A 15207-nucleotide genomic window follows, 5' to 3' on the forward strand; every position below is an offset into this window, starting at 1 on the left:
GAAGAAGACCAATAAACCCTTTGGCTAAATACCAATATGATTAATTTATTATTTAGAGTAAAGTTCAACGATAAACTGCTCGTTGATTTGTTCTGGAATTTGAATTCTCGCAGGAACGGAAACGTAAGTTCCTTCCATTGTATCATTATTCCATGTAATCCATTCGTATACATTGCTAGAGTTAGCTAATGAATTTTGAATAGCTTCCAATGATTTAGATTTTTCTCTTACGCCAACAACATCACCAGCTTTTAATTGGTAAGAAGGTACATTTACCTTTTGACCGTTAACTGTGATGTGTCTGTGAGATACTAATTGTCTGGCACTACTTCTAGTTGGAGCAATTCCCATTCTGAAAACAACGTTATCTAAACGTGATTCACATAATTGTAATAAAACTTCACCTGTAATACCTTGAGCTGCAGTCGCTCTTTTAAACATGTTTCTGAACTGCTTTTCTAATACACCATAAGTGTATTTAGCCTTTTGCTTTTCCATTAACTGGATAGCATATTCAGATTTCTTTCCACGACGACGGTTGTTTCCATGTTGTCCTGGAGGATAATTTCTTTTTTCGAAAGCTTTATCATCTCCGAAAATAGCTTGCCCAAATTTACGAGCGATTTTAGTTTTAGGACCAGTATATCTTGCCATTTTTAAATTGTTTTGAGAGTGATTATAAAATTAAGGTCTTAATCTTATCCTTCTACAACCGTTAATCTCTCGTTGATACTTGATTTATAATTAAATTCTATTCGAATTTTTCAGTTTGCAAATTTAAGCAAAATAAACTAATACCAAACATTTTAGAGTGATATTAGTTTATTATGATAAACTTCTTAGTTTGTGTGTTCTAAATCTGAGTCAGTATTCGTAAGAACCTGAAACTAGCTCAGTTTAAACACGGCGCCTTTTTGGTGGACGACAACCATTATGTGGCATTGGAGTAACATCGATAATTTCTGATACTTCGATACCCGAATTATGTATAGATCTGATAGCAGATTCTCTTCCGTTACCAGGACCTTTTACATATACTTTTACTTTCTTTAAACCAGCTTCTTTTGCTACACCTGCAGCATCTTCTGCGGCTAATTGCGCTGCATAAGGAGTATTCTTTTTAGAACCTCTAAAGCCCATTTTACCTGCTGATGACCAAGAAATAACGTCACCTTTTTTATTTGTTAAAGAAATAATGATGTTGTTAAATGAAGCTGTGATGTGTGCTTCTCCCATTGCATCAACAATTACTTTACGTTTTTTTGTACTTGACTTTGCCATATTTGTTTAGCTTTTAGTTTTAGTAATAGTCGCTAGAATCCTAAACCGTTAAATTTCAAACAGATTCTTTCCAACGTCTAAAGACTAAAGACTATTATTATTTAGTTACTTTTTTCTTGTTAGCAACTGTTTTTCTTCTACCTTTTCTTGTACGAGAGTTGTTCTTGGTACGTTGTCCTCTTAATGGGAGACCGGCTCTGTGACGAATACCTCTGTAACACCCAATATCCATTAATCGCTTAATGTTTAATTGTGTTTCAGAACGTAATTCACCTTCGATTTTGAAATTTCCAACAGCCTCACGGATAGCTCCGATTTCGTCGTCAGTCCAATCTTGTACTTTAGTGCTTTCGTCAACTTTAGCAGTTTCTAAAATTTCTTTAGCTCTACTTCTACCTATTCCATAGATATAAGTTAAGGATATTACTCCTCTTTTTTGTTTTGGTATGTCTACACCTGCAATTCTTGCCATATAATTTAGTTTTTAGCTGTTAGCTTTTAGTTGTTAGAATCCTAAACCTTTCGATTTCGAACAGATTCATCTAACTACTAATTACTAATGACTTTCTTTTTATCCTTGTCTTTGTTTGAATCTAGGGTTCTTTTTATTAATAACGTAAAGTCTACCTTTTCTACGCACTAATTTACAATCTGCGCTTCTTTTCTTTACTGATGCTCTTACTTTCATCCTTGTTAGTTTAAAAGTGTAAAGTATAAAGTTTAAGATATAACACTTACAACTTTTTACTTTATACTAATTTTTAGTATCTATAAGTTATACGAGCCTTAGTTAAATCGTAAGGACTCATTTCTAATTTTACTTTATCACCTGGTAACAACTTAATGTAATGCATACGCATTTTACCAGATATGTGTGCAGTCACAATGTGACCATTTTCTAATTCTACTCGGAACATTGCATTAGATAATGCTTCAATTATTGTTCCGTCTTGTTCTATTGCTGCTTGTTTAGCCATAAATTATTTTTAGTGTTCAATCCTCAATTAACAAATACCTTGCCGAATTCTTCAGATTAAATTTTCTAAGTTTTATAATTATGAGGTCACAGATTTTCTGTTTTTACCGGTCTTCATCAAGCCATCATAATGCTTATTCAATAAATAAGAATTAATCTGCTGCATTGTGTCAATTGCCACACCAACCATAATTAATAGCGATGTACCACCAAAGAATAATGCCCAACCCTGCTGTACTTTCACTAAATTAACAATGAATGCTGGAAATACTGCAATCAAGGCTAAGAAAATAGAACCTGGTAAGGTTATCTGTGACATTATTTTATCTAAATATTCTGAGGTTTCCGATCCAGGACGAATGCCAGGTATAAACCCTCCACTACGTTTTAAATCATCAGCCATCTTATTTGTTGGTACTGTAATGGCCGTATAGAAATAGGTGAATACTATAATTAACAATGCAAATACTAAATTGTACCAAAACCCGAAGATATCAGAAAAATTAGTTTGCATCCATTGACCTGTACTTGTGTCTTTTAAAAATGAAGATCCCCCAATAAGACTTGGAACAAACATAATTGCCTGAGCAAATATAATTGGCATTACACCAGATGCATTTAATTTTAATGGTAAAAATTGGCGTGATCCAAATACATTTTTCTCGTAACCACCAGAAGCCGTTCTTCTTGCATATTGTACAGCAATTTTTCGTACTGCCATTACTAGGAATACTGAAGCCAATATGATTAAGAACCAGATAACTAATTCTATTAATATAATCATAAATCCTCCATTACCCTCTAATCTTGAATACATATTCTGAACGAAAGATTGCGGCAAGGTAGCTATGATACCAACCATGATTAATAAAGATATACCATTACCAATACCTTTATCTGTAATCTTCTCACCTAACCACATGGCGAATACACAACCTGTGACTAAGATGATTACCGATGAAAAGTAAAAGATGTTTTCAGAAAAGCCTGGCACCAATAAACTACTCATAGACGGAGATCCTGATAATGCAGGAACACTTGCTAAATAACCTGGCGCTTGTACTAAACAAATACCAATAGTTAACCAGCGTGTAATCTGAGTAATTTTCTTTTGTCCACTAGCTCCTTCTTTCTGAAGTTTTTGCAAATAAGGAATAGCAATACCCATTAACTGTACAACGATGGATGCAGAAATGTATGGCATAATACCCAATGCAAATACAGAGGCATTTGCAAATGCACCACCTGTAAAGGCATTTAACAATCCTAATATACCGCCATCCATACCAGCTTGTAACCCACCTAATTTATCGATATCAATACCAGGTAATACAACCTGAGCACCAAAACGGTAAACCAATAACAAACCTAAGGTTAGCATAATCCTATCCTTAAGCTCTGTGATTTTCCAAACGTTTTTTAATGTTTCTATTATCTTCATCCTTAGGGTCTTATAAAGTTACAGCTTCACCACCAGCAGCTTCAATAGCAGCTTTTGCCGTAGCAGTAAATTTATGAGCAGTTACTGTTAATTTAGATTTTAATTCACCTCTACCTAAGATTTTAACCAGATCGTTTTTTCCAGCTTTACCTAATGATACAAGTGTTTCAAAATCTACAGTATCTTTAATTTTCTTTTCGTCTACCAACTGTTGTAAGGTATCTAAGTTTATACCTTGATACTCTACTCTATTGATATTGGTAAATCCAAACTTAGGAACACGTCTTTGTAAAGGCATTTGACCACCTTCAAATCCTAATTTCTTAGAATAACCAGAACGTGACTTAGCACCTTTGTGTCCTCTACGTGCAGTACCACCTTTACCAGATCCCTGACCACGTCCAACACGCTTTCCTTGATTTTTTACTGAACCTTCTGCAGGTTTTAGATTACTTAAATCCATTTTTAAGTGTATATTTTTAAGCTTCTTCTACAGAAACTAAGTGTTCAACTTTTTTTACCATACCAAGGATATTTGGTGTGGCGTCGTGCTCTACAACTTGACCAATCTTTTTTAAACCTAAAGCTTCTAATGTTAGCTTTTGTCTTTTAGTACGATTAATTGCACTTTTTACTTTCGTTACTTTAATCTTTGCCATCTTGTCTTAGATTATCCTTTAAATACTTTTTCAAGTGAAATTCCACGCTCTTTAGCTATAGCTTTAGCATCTCTTAATTGTAATAAAGCATCAAAAGTTGCTTTTACTACATTATGAGGGTTAGAGGATCCTTGAGACTTCGATAATACATCATGTATACCAACAGCTTCAAGTACTGTTCTTACAGCACCACCAGCGATAACTCCTGTACCAGGTGCAGCTGGGATAATGTTTACTCTAGCTCCGCCATATTTACCTTTTTGCTCGTGTGGCAATGTTCCTTTAATGATAGGAATTCTTACTAAGTTTTTCTTAGCATCTTCTACAGCTTTAGCAATTGCAGTAGCAACATCTTTAGATTTACCCAATCCATGTCCTACAACTCCTGCTTCGTCACCTACAACAACAATAGCAGAAAAGCCAAATGCTCTACCACCTTTTGTTACTTTAGTTACACGCTGTACACCAACTAAGCGATCTTTTAAGTCTAATCCGCCTGGCTTTACTAATTCTGCGTTTTTATATTTTTGATACATAATGTCTTAAAATTTAAGTCCTGCTTCTCTAGCACCTTCTGCTAATGATTTTACTCTTCCGTGATATAAGTAACCACCTCTATCAAAAGAAATAGTTTCAACACCAGCTTTCATAGCCTTTTCTGCAACAGCCTTACCAACTAAAGCCGCAACTTCGGTTTTGTTTCCTTTAGACTTTGCAATATCCTTATCTCTTGAAGATGCAGCAGCTAAAGTTTCACCAGTTACATCATTCACGATTTGAGCATAAATTTCTTTATTGCTTCTAAAAACAGCCAATCTTGGTCTTGTTTCAGTACCAGATACTACCTTACGGATTCTGTTTTTTATTCTTGTTCTTCTTTCGTTCTTTGTCAATGCCATAACTTAATTATTAAGCTGATTTACCTGCTTTTCTTCTAATTTCTTCACCGACAAACTTGATACCTTTTCCTTTATAAGGCTCTGGCTTACGGAAACCGCGAATCTTCGCAGCGACTTGACCAACTAATTGCTTATCGTGAGATGTTAATTTAACGATTGGATTTTTCCCTTTTTCTGAAATGGTTTCAACTTTCACCTCTGGGGCAACATCTAAAATGATGTTATGTGAAAAACCAATTGCTAAATCTAATTTTTGTCCTTGATTTGATGCTCTGTAACCTACACCAACTAATTCTAGTTCTTTGGTCCAGCCTTTAGAAACACCTTCTATCATGTTAGCAATTAACGCTCTGTATAGACCATGTTTTGCTCTGTGATCTTTTTTCTCAGAAGGACGAGACAATGTTACCGTACCGTCTTCTAATTTTATTTCAACATCTGAATACTCTTGGGTTAATTCACCTAATTTACCTTTAGCGGTAATTACGTTGTCCTTAACCTCAAGTGTTACACCTTCAGGAACTGTTATTGGGTTTTTACCTATTCTTGACATAATTTCCTGTTTTTAGTATACGTAACATAATACTTCGCCACCAACGTTTTCTCTTTGCGCTTGCTTACCTGTCATCACTCCGTGAGACGTAGAAACAATTGCAATACCTAAACCATTTAAGATTCTTGGCATTTCGTTAGCACCTGCATATTTACGTAAACCTGGTTTACTGATTCTTTGAATTTTTTTGATAACTGACTCCTTTGTGTCTTTGTTGTACTTTAAGGCAATTTTAATTGTGCCTTGTGCAGTAGATTTGTCATCAAACTTGTAACTTAAAATATAGCCCTGATCAAACAATATTTTAGTCATTTCTTTTTTTAAGTTAGATGCAGGAATCTCAACCACTCTGTGGTTTGCTTTCACAGCATTTCTAACTCGCGTTAAATAATCCGCTATTGGATCTGTGTACATAGTTTTTAGTTTTGGAAAATGGTTTTCGAAACTCTCGAACCTAAATCCCGATTATACAATAATTATATTGTTAATAGTACAGAAGCTAATTCGCTTCCTTATTTACCAACTTGCTTTTTTTACACCAGGAATTAATCCTTTGTTAGCCATTTCTCTAAACATTACACGAGAAATACCAAACTGTCTCATATAACCTTTTGGTCTTCCTGTAAGCTTACAACGGTTATGCATACGTATAGGTGAAGCGTTTTTTGGTAGCTTTTGCAATGCTTCGTAATCACCAGCTTCTTTTAAAGCTTTACGTTTCTCAGCATATTTAGCAACCATTTTTGCACGCTTTACCTCACGAGCTTTCATTGATTCTTTAGCCATAATTAATTCTTTTTAAATGGTAATCCTAATTCTGTTAATAGTGACTTTGCTTCTTTATCAGTATCGGCAGTTGTCACAAATGTAATATCCATACCATTGATTTTATTGATCTTATCAATATCAATCTCTGGGAAAATAATCTGTTCTGTTACACCTAAATTGTAATTTCCACGACCATCAAAGCCAGTGGCCTTGATACCGTTAAAATCTCTAACTCGGGGTAAAGCTGAAGTCACCAAACGATCTAAGAACTCATACATTTGCTCACCTCTTAAAGTTACTTTAGCACCAATTGGCATACCTTTACGTAACTTAAAAGATGCAACATCTTTTTTAGAGATCGTAGCAACGGCCTTTTGTCCTGTGATCTTAGTTAATTCATCAACAGCGTGATCTATTAACTTTTTATCTGCAACAGCAGCACCAACACCTCTAGATAAAACTATCTTTTCGAGCTTAGGCACTTGCATCACATTTTTATATCCAAATTCTTCTGTAAGAGCAGGAATTACTTTATCCTTATACTCTTGTTTTAATCTTGCAACGTAAGCCATAATTAAATTACTTCATTAGATTTTTTAGAAAATCTTACTTTATTGTCGCCATCCATTCTGTAACCCACTCTTGTTGTTTCACCTTTAGAGGTTAATAACGATAAGTTAGACATATGAATTGATGCTTCTTTCTCTACGATTCCACCTTGAGGGTTTTGTGCACTTGGCTTAGTATGTTTCTTCACCATGTTTACACCTTCTACAATGGCCTTGTTCTTATCTCTTAATACTTTAAGTACTTTACCTTCTGATCCTTTATGATCTCCAGCAATGACTTGTACCGTATCTCCTGATTTTATTTTAAGCTTTGTCATCTTATTTATCAATTAAAGCACTTCTGGTGCCAATGATACAATTTTCATGAATTGTTTATCACGAAGTTCTCTAGCTACAGGGCCAAAAACACGTGTGCCTCTCATTTCGCCCGTTGGGTTTAATAGTACACATGCATTGTCATCAAATCTGATATAAGAACCATCTGGTCGTCTTACCTCTTTTGCTGTACGCACTACAACTGCTGTTGAAACCGCACCTTTTTTGATGTTTCCGTTTGGAGTCGCATCCTTCACAGATACTACAATTTTATCTCCAACAGACGCATATCGTCTTTTAGTTCCTCCTAATACACGGATAGTTAAAACTTCCTTTGCACCAGTATTGTCAGCTACTTTTAATCTTGATTCTTGTTGTACCATAATTACTTCGCTCTTTCAATTATTTCTACTAATCTCCAACACTTAGATTTACTCATAGGTCTTGTTTCCATGATCTTTACAGTATCTCCTTCGTTGCAGTCGTTTGTTTCATCGTGTGCGACATATTTTTTAGTCTTTAACACGAACTTTCCATACATAGGGTGCTTTACTTTTTTAACTTCGGCAACGACAATAGATTTCTCCATTTTGTTACTTGTTACTATCCCTATACGTTCTTTTCTTAAATTTCTTTTTTCCATCTTTCAGCAGAATACAATTATTGATCGTCTCTTTTAGTTAATTCTGTCGCAACTCTAGCTACAGTACGACGTGCGTGACGTAACTGAATTGGATTTTCTAAAGGAGATATTGCGTGAGCCATTTTTAGGTCTGCATAACTCTTTTTAGTCTCACTAAGTTTTTCTTGTAACTCAGCTGTTGAAAGCTGTTTAATTTCTGATTGCTTCATAATACCTTTTTATTAAGCTTCGTAATCTCTAGCTATGATAAACTTAGTCTTCACAGGAAGTTTTTGTGCTGCTAAACGTAATGCTTCTTGAGCTACGTCTAATGGCACACCACTTACTTCAAATAATACGCGTCCTGGTTTTACAACAGCTGCCCAATATTCTACGGCACCTTTACCTTTACCCATACGTACTTCAAGAGGTTTCTTTGTGATAGGCTTGTCTGGAAATATTTTAATCCATAACGATCCTTCTCTTTTCATATAACGAGTAGCGGCAATACGTGCAGCTTCTATTTGACGAGCAGTTATAAAAGACGAGTCTAATGATTTAATACCGAAAGTACCATTTGATAACAAATGACCTCTTCCTGCATTTCCTTTCATACGACCTTTTTGCTGCTTACGAAATTTTGTTCTTTTAGGCTGTAACATTTTTTCTTTTCTTTAAAAAATTACTTTCTACGACGTTGGTTTCCTTTGTTTCCACCTCGTCCACCTTTTCCTTTTTGCTTAGAAAGACCAACTAATGGAGAAAGCTCTCTTTTTCCATATACTTCACCTTTCATAATCCACACTTTTACACCTAATCTACCGTAGGTAGTATGTGCTTCAACTAGAGCATAATCGATATCAGCTCTAAATGTAGATAGCGGAATACGTCCTTCTTTGTAGTGCTCAGAACGTGCCATTTCAGCACCATTTAAACGCCCACTAATTTGAACTTTGATTCCTTCAGCATTCATACGCATTGCAGCAGCGATAGCCATTTTAATTGCACGTCTGTATGAGATTCGACTTTCAATTTGACGAGCAATACTTGCCGCTACTAAATGTGCATCTAGTTCAGGTCTTTTAATTTCAAAGATGTTCAATTGAACTTCTTTACCAGTAATTTTCTTAAGCTCTTCTTTTAACTTGTCTACCTCTTGACCACCTTTACCGATAATAATACCAGGTCTAGCAGTAGTGATAGTAACGGTTACAAGTTTAAGCGTACGCTCAATAATTACTCTACTCACACTAGCTTTAGATAAACGCGCATGGATATACTTACGGATTTTATCATCCTCAGCAAGTTTATCTCCATAATCATTTCCGCCATACCAGTTAGATTCCCATCCTCTGATAATACCTAAGCGATTTCCGATTGGATTTGTCTTTTGTCCCATATCTCTATCTTAGCTTTGTGTTTTATTTAATGCATCTACAACCACGGTAACGTGATTAGATCTTTTTCTTATTCTGTGCGCTCTACCTTGAGGAGCTGGACGTAATCTTTTTAACATAGATCCACCATCTACTCTTATCTCTTTGATATAAAGCTTTGCTTCTTCAACATCTGCATCTTCGTTTTTAGCTTGCCAGTTTGCAATTGCAGACATTACAAGTTTTTCTAAACGACGAGACGCTTCCTTAGGACTAAATCTAAGAATCTGAAGTGCTTTATCAGCCTTTTCACCTCTTACTAAATCCGCTACTAAACGCATTTTTCTTGGAGATGTTGGACAGTTATTTAGCTTAGCAAAAGCAACTTGCTTTTTCTCCGCCTTAATAGCTTCCGCCATTTGTTTTTTACGACTTCCCATGATTCTTATTTTTTACCTTTATTCTTAGCACCTGCATGACCTCTAAACGATCGTGTTGGTGAAAATTCTCCTAATTTGTGACCTACCATATTTTCAGTAACATATACCGGAACAAATTGACGACCGTTGTGAACTGCTATAGTTTGCCCAACGAAATCTGGAGAAATCATTGATGCTCTAGACCAAGTTTTGATTACCGTCTTTTTGTTTGAAGCTACATTTTCTGCAACTTTCTTTTCTAATTTATAATGGATATAAGGTCCTTTTTTTAATGAACGTGCCATACTATCTTAATTATTTCTTTCTACGTTCTACAATATACTTATTACTCGCTTTCGTCTTAGAACGCGTTCTATAACCCTTAGCAGGAATACCGTTTCTAGATCTTGGGTGTCCACCTGAAGATTTACCTTCACCACCACCCATTGGATGATCAACCGGATTCATTACTACTGGTCTTGTACGAGGACGTCTTCCTAACCATCTTGATCTACCTGCTTTACCAGATACTAACAATTGATGATCTGAGTTAGAAATAACACCTATTGTAGCCATACACGTTGCCAATACCAGTCTAGTTTCACCAGATGGTAATTTAATCGTAGCAAACTTACCATCTCTAGCCATTAACTGAGCAAATGCACCAGCACTACGCGCCATAACAGCACCTTGACCAGGACGTAACTCTATACATGAGATAATAGTACCTAAAGGTATTTCACTTAATGGCATTGCGTTTCCAATTTCTGGAGCGATACCTTTTTCACCAGACACAATTTTTTGCCCTACCTGTAAACCATTTTGAGCGATAACGTAACGTTTCTCACCATCTTGGTAATTTAATAAAGCAATAAATGCTGTTCTGTTTGGATCATATTCGATTGTCTTAACTTCTGCTGGAATACCAGTTTTGTTACGTTTAAAATCGATAATACGATACTTCTTCTTATGACCACCACCTTTGTAGCGCATGGTCATTTTTCCTTGACTGTTTCTACCACCAGTTCTTTTTTTCGGAGCAAGCAAGCTTTTCTCCGGCTTATCAGTAGTAATGGCGTCAAATCCATTTACTACTCTAAAACGCTGAGCTGATGTGATCGGTTTTAATTTTCTTACTGACATAAGTCTAATTACATGTTAGCGTATAAATCTATTGTTTCACCTTCCGCCAGTTGTACAATTGCCTTTTTAACAGCATTTGTTTTACCATGTTGCACACCAGTTTTTGTAAACTTGGTCTTGCGATCTGGACGGACATTTATTGTACGAACTTTTTCTACAGAAACACCATAAGCAGCTTCAACCGCTTTTTTGATTTCTACCTTGTTCGCCTTTGTATTCACCTCAAATGCATACGCATTTAACAACTCACTTTGCATGGTTGCCTTTTCTGTGATGATAGGTTTTATTAAGATACTCATCTGTGTTCTATTTACTTAAGTTCGATTCAATTCTTTCTAATGCACCTTCTAAAAGAATGACTTTATTTGCATTCATTATTTTATAAGTGCTTAATTCTGAAGATGTTATAACCTCAGAACCTTTAAAATTGCGTGATGACAAATATACATTATTATTTGAGTCACCCAACACAATGAGAGATTTTTTGTTTTCAACCTCTAATGCCTTTAAAACATTGATAAAGTTTTTGGTTTTTGGAGCTTCAAAATTGAAGTCTTCCAATACCATAATTGATTTATCATTTGCTTTAATACTTAATGCAGATTTACGTGCTAATCGCTTTACGTTTTTGTTTAATTTAAAACCATAATTTCTTGGTCTAGGACCAAACATACGACCACCACCTTTAAATACACCAGACTTAATAGAACCTGCACGAGCTGTACCTGTTCCTTTTTGTTTCTTAATCTTACGTGTACTACCAGCAATTTCTGCTCTTTCTTTAGCCTTATGCGTTCCCTGTCTTTGATTTGCTAAGTATTGCTTAACATCTAAATAGACAGCGTGATTATTAGGCTCTATAGCGAATACGTCTTTAGAAAGCTCAGCTTTTCTACCCGTATCTTTTCCGTTTATATCTAAAACTGCTACTTTCATTACTTCTCAATAATTACATAAGAGTTTTTGTGACCAGGAACACATCCTTTTACCACAAGTAAGTTCTTTTCCGGAACTACTTTATAAACTCTTAAATTTTGAACTTTAACTGTTTCACCACCCATTCTTCCGGCCATTTTCATTCCTTTGAATACTCTCGCAGGATAAGAAGCTGCACCAATAGAACCTGGAGCTCTTAAACGGTTGTGCTGACCATGCGTTGCTTGACCTACACCTCCGAAATTGTGACGCTTTACTACACCTTGAAAACCTTTACCTTTTGAAGTTCCGGAAACATCCACAAACTCACCTTCGATAAATTGCTCTACTGTGATAGCATCACCTAATTTGTACTCCTCATCAAAACCTTTAAATTCTACGACTTTGCGTTTTACAGAAGTACCCGCTTTTTTTGCATGACCGATGTCAGCTTTAGTAGCGCTTTTTTCTGTCGCGTCATCGAAACCTAATTGAAGTGCATTGTAACCATCCACTTCTTCAGTTCTGACTTGGGTAACGATACATGGTCCAGCTTCGATTACTGTACATGGAACATTTTTTCCATTTTCATCGAAGATGCTGGTCATACCGATTTTTTTTCCAATTAACCCAGACATTTTAATTTACGATTTACGATTGCTGATTTTTAAAATCCTCAATCAATTATTAATTTACTTATTTAAATATTTCAAGGCTGAAAAATACATTTCAGCCTTGAATTGTATTTTTTACCGTTTTTCCTTTGCTCGCAGCTCCGGACATGTTTCGCTTCGACTACGCTCAGCGACCAATCATAATTACTTACACCTTAATCTCAACTTCAACTCCACTTGGTAATTCAAGCTTCATTAAAGCATCAATTGTTTTAGAAGAAGACGAGTAAATATCTAATAATCTCTTGTAAGAGCTTAATTGAAATTGTTCTCTAGACTTCTTATTAACGTGAGGTGAACGTAACACAGTGAAAATTTTCTTGTGCGTTGGTAAAGGAATTGGCCCCGTTACTACAGCACCTGTACTTTTTACTGTTTTTACAATCTTATCAGCAGACTTGTCAACTAAATTATGATCGTAAGACTTTAATTTTATTCTAATTTTCTGACTCATTTTCTTTTAGTTTTAAGCTTCTACGCCTTTTGCTGCTTTAATTACTTCTTCTGATATGTTAGATGGTGTCTCTGCATAATGAGAGAATTCCATTGTTGATGTTGCTCTACCTGAAGATAATGTCCTCAATGTAGTTACATAACCAAACATTTCAGATAATGGAACAGTAGCTTTTACAGTTTTTGCTCCGGCTCTATCTCCCATATCACTTACTTGGCCTCTTCTTCTGTTTAGATCACCAACAATATCACCCATGTTTTCTTCTGGAGTAATTACTTCCAATTTCATAATTGGCTCCATAATTACTGCTTTAGCGGCTTTTGCTGCATTTTTGAATCCAAGTTTAGCTGCTAATTCGAATGATAATTGATCAGAATCCACATCGTGATAAGATCCATCTTTTAAAGTTACTTTTAAAGCATCTACTTCATAACCTGCTAAAGGACCATTGACCATAGCCATTTTGAATCCTTTTTCAATTGAAGGGATAAATTCTTTAGGAACATTACCACCTTTAATTTCTGAGATGAATTCTAATCCTACTTTTCCTTCTTCTGCTGGCTCAACTGTAAATACAATATCAGCAAACTTACCACGACCACCAGATTGCTTTTTATAAACCTCTCTATGGTCTGCAGCCTGAGTAATAGCTTCTTTATATTCAACTTGTGGTTGACCTTGGTTAACCTCAACTTTAAATTCACGCTTTAAACGATCTACAATGACGTCTAAGTGAAGTTCACCCATTCCAGAAATAATAGTCTGTCCTGAAGCTTCATCTGTACGTACTGTAAATGTTGGATCTTCTTCAGCCAATTTAGCTAAGCCCATTCCTAATTTATCAACATCAGCCTTAGTCTTTGGCTCAACAGCGATACCAATTACTGGATCTGGAAAGTCCATAGATTCTAAAACGATAGGATGCTTTTCAGCCGTTAAGGTATCTCCTGTTTTAATGGACTTAAATCCAACAGCAGCTCCAATATCTCCAGCTTCTATAAAATCAATTGCATTTTGCTTGTTAGCATGCATTTGGTAGATACGAGAAATACGTTCTTTTTTACCTGAACGGTTATTCAGTACATAAGAACCTGCATCTAAACGACCAGAGTACGCACGGAAAAATGCTAAACGCCCTACGAATGGGTCTGTTGCAATTTTAAATGCTAAAGCAGCAAATGGCTCCTTTACATCTGGCTTACGAATTTCTTCTTGATCTGTTTCTGGGTTAATACCTGCAATACCTTCTTTATCAACTGGTGAAGGTAAATAACGACATACAGCATCTAACAAGAACTGTACACCTTTATTCTTAAACGCAGATCCACAAATCATAGGAATGATGGCCATATCCATAACAGCAGCTCTAAGTGCAGCATGCACTTCTTCTTCTGTTATAGAATCTTCATCTTCCATGAACTTTTCTAATAAGTTTTCATCGTAACTTGCTACTTCCTCAATTAATAAAGCTCTATATTTTCTAGCTTCAGCTTTAAGCTCTTCTGGGATTTCGATAACATCAAAAGTTGCCCCTTGAGTTTCGTCATGCCAAACAATAGCTCTATTCTTTACTAAATCTATAATACCTTTAAAATCTATCTCGTCACCAATGTTTAAAACAATTGGCACTGCATTAGACTTTAACATGTCTTTTACTTGTTGACAAACACCTAAAAAGTTAGAACCTTGACGATCCATTTTGTTAACAAAACCAATACGTGGCACTTTGTAGTTATCAGCAAGTCTCCAGTTAGTTTCAGATTGTGGCTCAACACCATCAACTGCACTAAACAAGAACACCAAACCATCTAGTACACGTAAAGAACGATTTACCTCTACGGTAAAGTCAACGTGACCAGGAGTATCAATTATGTTAAAATGGTATCCTTTAGTTTCTGGTGTTGGCTCTCCGTTTTCTAATGGGAAGTTCCATGTACAAGTTGTAGCAGCAGATGTAATTGTAATACCTCTTTCTTGCTCTTGCTCCATCCAATCCATTGTTGCAGCACCATCATGTACTTCACCAATTTTATGAGAAACACCTGTATAATAAAGAATACGTTCTGTTGTAGTAGTTTTTCCTGCATCAATGTGTGCAGCAATACCTATATTTCTTGTGAATTTTAAATCTCTTGCCATTTTA

Annotated in this window: 28 protein-coding genes; all 28 read right to left on the reverse strand. The window is 35.6% G+C overall.

The features are described 5' to 3' along the window. Window positions 1–48 precede the first annotated feature (48 nt). Window positions 49–654, reverse strand: a complete 606-nt coding sequence (gene rpsD, locus KCG49_RS12635; RefSeq protein ID WP_218546986.1) for a 30S ribosomal protein S4 — start codon at window positions 652–654, stop codon at window positions 49–51. 243 nt (window positions 655–897) lie between these two features. Further along, entirely contained in the window at window positions 898–1281 is a 384-nt protein-coding gene (rpsK, locus tag KCG49_RS12640; RefSeq protein ID WP_218546988.1) for a 30S ribosomal protein S11, read from the reverse strand. Window positions 1282–1378: 97 nt separating this feature from the next. Further along, entirely contained in the window at window positions 1379–1753 is a 375-nt protein-coding gene (rpsM, locus tag KCG49_RS12645; RefSeq protein ID WP_218546990.1) for a 30S ribosomal protein S13, read from the reverse strand. A 99-nt stretch (window positions 1754–1852) separates the two neighbouring features. Further along, window positions 1853–1969, reverse strand: a complete 117-nt coding sequence (ykgO, locus tag KCG49_RS12650; protein WP_008269159.1) for a type B 50S ribosomal protein L36 — start codon at window positions 1967–1969, stop codon at window positions 1853–1855. A 73-nt stretch (window positions 1970–2042) separates the two neighbouring features. Next, window positions 2043–2258 carry a translation initiation factor IF-1 gene (gene infA / locus KCG49_RS12655; protein WP_007094967.1) on the reverse strand — a complete coding sequence of 72 codons (216 nt, stop codon included), beginning with the start codon at window positions 2256–2258 and terminating at the stop codon, window positions 2043–2045. 78 nt (window positions 2259–2336) lie between these two features. Beyond that, on the reverse strand, window positions 2337–3698 hold the full coding sequence (gene secY, locus KCG49_RS12660; protein WP_218546992.1) for a preprotein translocase subunit SecY: 1362 nt from the start codon (window positions 3696–3698) through the stop codon (window positions 2337–2339). A 10-nt stretch (window positions 3699–3708) separates the two neighbouring features. Continuing rightward, a complete protein-coding gene (gene rplO / locus KCG49_RS12665; protein WP_218546994.1) occupies window positions 3709–4161 on the reverse strand; it encodes a 50S ribosomal protein L15 in 453 nt (150 codons plus the stop codon). A gap of 16 nt (window positions 4162–4177) precedes the next feature. After that, window positions 4178–4357 carry a 50S ribosomal protein L30 gene (gene rpmD, locus KCG49_RS12670; protein ID WP_114300031.1) on the reverse strand — a complete coding sequence of 60 codons (180 nt, stop codon included), beginning with the start codon at window positions 4355–4357 and terminating at the stop codon, window positions 4178–4180. 11 nt (window positions 4358–4368) lie between these two features. Continuing rightward, window positions 4369–4893 carry a 30S ribosomal protein S5 gene (gene rpsE / locus KCG49_RS12675; protein WP_218546996.1) on the reverse strand — a complete coding sequence of 175 codons (525 nt, stop codon included), beginning with the start codon at window positions 4891–4893 and terminating at the stop codon, window positions 4369–4371. A 6-nt stretch (window positions 4894–4899) separates the two neighbouring features. Next, a complete protein-coding gene (gene rplR / locus KCG49_RS12680) occupies window positions 4900–5256 on the reverse strand; it encodes a 50S ribosomal protein L18 (RefSeq protein WP_218546998.1) in 357 nt (118 codons plus the stop codon). Window positions 5257–5266: 10 nt separating this feature from the next. Continuing rightward, window positions 5267–5809 (reverse strand): 50S ribosomal protein L6, encoded by a 543-nt coding sequence (gene rplF / locus KCG49_RS12685; protein WP_218547000.1) that lies wholly within the window; start codon window positions 5807–5809, stop codon window positions 5267–5269. Window positions 5810–5821: 12 nt separating this feature from the next. Next, window positions 5822–6223 (reverse strand): 30S ribosomal protein S8, encoded by a 402-nt coding sequence (gene rpsH, locus KCG49_RS12690; protein ID WP_218547003.1) that lies wholly within the window; start codon window positions 6221–6223, stop codon window positions 5822–5824. Between the two features lie 102 nt (window positions 6224–6325). Continuing rightward, window positions 6326–6595 carry a 30S ribosomal protein S14 gene (gene rpsN / locus KCG49_RS12695; RefSeq protein ID WP_114300021.1) on the reverse strand — a complete coding sequence of 90 codons (270 nt, stop codon included), beginning with the start codon at window positions 6593–6595 and terminating at the stop codon, window positions 6326–6328. 2 nt (window positions 6596–6597) lie between these two features. After that, entirely contained in the window at window positions 6598–7149 is a 552-nt protein-coding gene (gene rplE / locus KCG49_RS12700; RefSeq protein ID WP_218547005.1) for a 50S ribosomal protein L5, read from the reverse strand. 2 nt (window positions 7150–7151) lie between these two features. After that, entirely contained in the window at window positions 7152–7463 is a 312-nt protein-coding gene (gene rplX / locus KCG49_RS12705) for a 50S ribosomal protein L24 (protein ID WP_218547007.1), read from the reverse strand. A 12-nt stretch (window positions 7464–7475) separates the two neighbouring features. Continuing rightward, entirely contained in the window at window positions 7476–7844 is a 369-nt protein-coding gene (gene rplN, locus KCG49_RS12710; protein ID WP_155089961.1) for a 50S ribosomal protein L14, read from the reverse strand. Window positions 7845–7846: 2 nt separating this feature from the next. Then, complete coding sequence (gene rpsQ, locus KCG49_RS12715; RefSeq protein WP_008269174.1) at window positions 7847–8104, reverse strand: 30S ribosomal protein S17; 258 nt, start codon at window positions 8102–8104, stop codon at window positions 7847–7849. A 17-nt stretch (window positions 8105–8121) separates the two neighbouring features. Continuing rightward, a complete protein-coding gene (gene rpmC / locus KCG49_RS12720; protein ID WP_218547009.1) occupies window positions 8122–8313 on the reverse strand; it encodes a 50S ribosomal protein L29 in 192 nt (63 codons plus the stop codon). Window positions 8314–8325: 12 nt separating this feature from the next. After that, a complete protein-coding gene (gene rplP, locus KCG49_RS12725; protein WP_218547011.1) occupies window positions 8326–8745 on the reverse strand; it encodes a 50S ribosomal protein L16 in 420 nt (139 codons plus the stop codon). A 20-nt stretch (window positions 8746–8765) separates the two neighbouring features. Then, window positions 8766–9482, reverse strand: coding sequence for a 30S ribosomal protein S3 (gene rpsC, locus KCG49_RS12730; RefSeq protein WP_185790315.1), 717 nt, complete (start codon window positions 9480–9482; stop codon window positions 8766–8768). Between the two features lie 9 nt (window positions 9483–9491). Next, entirely contained in the window at window positions 9492–9899 is a 408-nt protein-coding gene (rplV, locus tag KCG49_RS12735) for a 50S ribosomal protein L22 (RefSeq protein ID WP_218547013.1), read from the reverse strand. Window positions 9900–9904: 5 nt separating this feature from the next. Further along, complete coding sequence (rpsS, locus tag KCG49_RS12740; RefSeq protein ID WP_008269180.1) at window positions 9905–10183, reverse strand: 30S ribosomal protein S19; 279 nt, start codon at window positions 10181–10183, stop codon at window positions 9905–9907. A gap of 10 nt (window positions 10184–10193) precedes the next feature. Continuing rightward, window positions 10194–11021, reverse strand: coding sequence for a 50S ribosomal protein L2 (gene rplB, locus KCG49_RS12745; RefSeq protein ID WP_218547014.1), 828 nt, complete (start codon window positions 11019–11021; stop codon window positions 10194–10196). Window positions 11022–11029: 8 nt separating this feature from the next. Then, window positions 11030–11320 (reverse strand): 50S ribosomal protein L23, encoded by a 291-nt coding sequence (rplW, locus tag KCG49_RS12750; protein WP_218547017.1) that lies wholly within the window; start codon window positions 11318–11320, stop codon window positions 11030–11032. Window positions 11321–11327: 7 nt separating this feature from the next. After that, a complete protein-coding gene (rplD, locus tag KCG49_RS12755; protein ID WP_218547019.1) occupies window positions 11328–11957 on the reverse strand; it encodes a 50S ribosomal protein L4 in 630 nt (209 codons plus the stop codon). Next, window positions 11957–12574: a 50S ribosomal protein L3 gene (gene rplC / locus KCG49_RS12760; RefSeq protein WP_218547020.1), complete on the reverse strand. Its 618-nt coding sequence runs from the start codon at window positions 12572–12574 to the stop codon at window positions 11957–11959. Before rplC ends, rplD begins: the two co-directional genes overlap by 1 nt. 184 nt (window positions 12575–12758) lie before the next feature. Continuing rightward, window positions 12759–13064 (reverse strand): 30S ribosomal protein S10, encoded by a 306-nt coding sequence (rpsJ, locus tag KCG49_RS12765; RefSeq protein WP_007650482.1) that lies wholly within the window; start codon window positions 13062–13064, stop codon window positions 12759–12761. 12 nt (window positions 13065–13076) lie between these two features. Then, a complete protein-coding gene (gene fusA, locus KCG49_RS12770; protein ID WP_218547022.1) occupies window positions 13077–15203 on the reverse strand; it encodes an elongation factor G in 2127 nt (708 codons plus the stop codon). Between the last annotated feature and the right edge of the window lie 4 nt (window positions 15204–15207).

This window comes from Winogradskyella luteola (assembly GCF_019203985.1).
GTDB lineage: Bacteria > Bacteroidota > Bacteroidia > Flavobacteriales > Flavobacteriaceae > Winogradskyella > Winogradskyella luteola.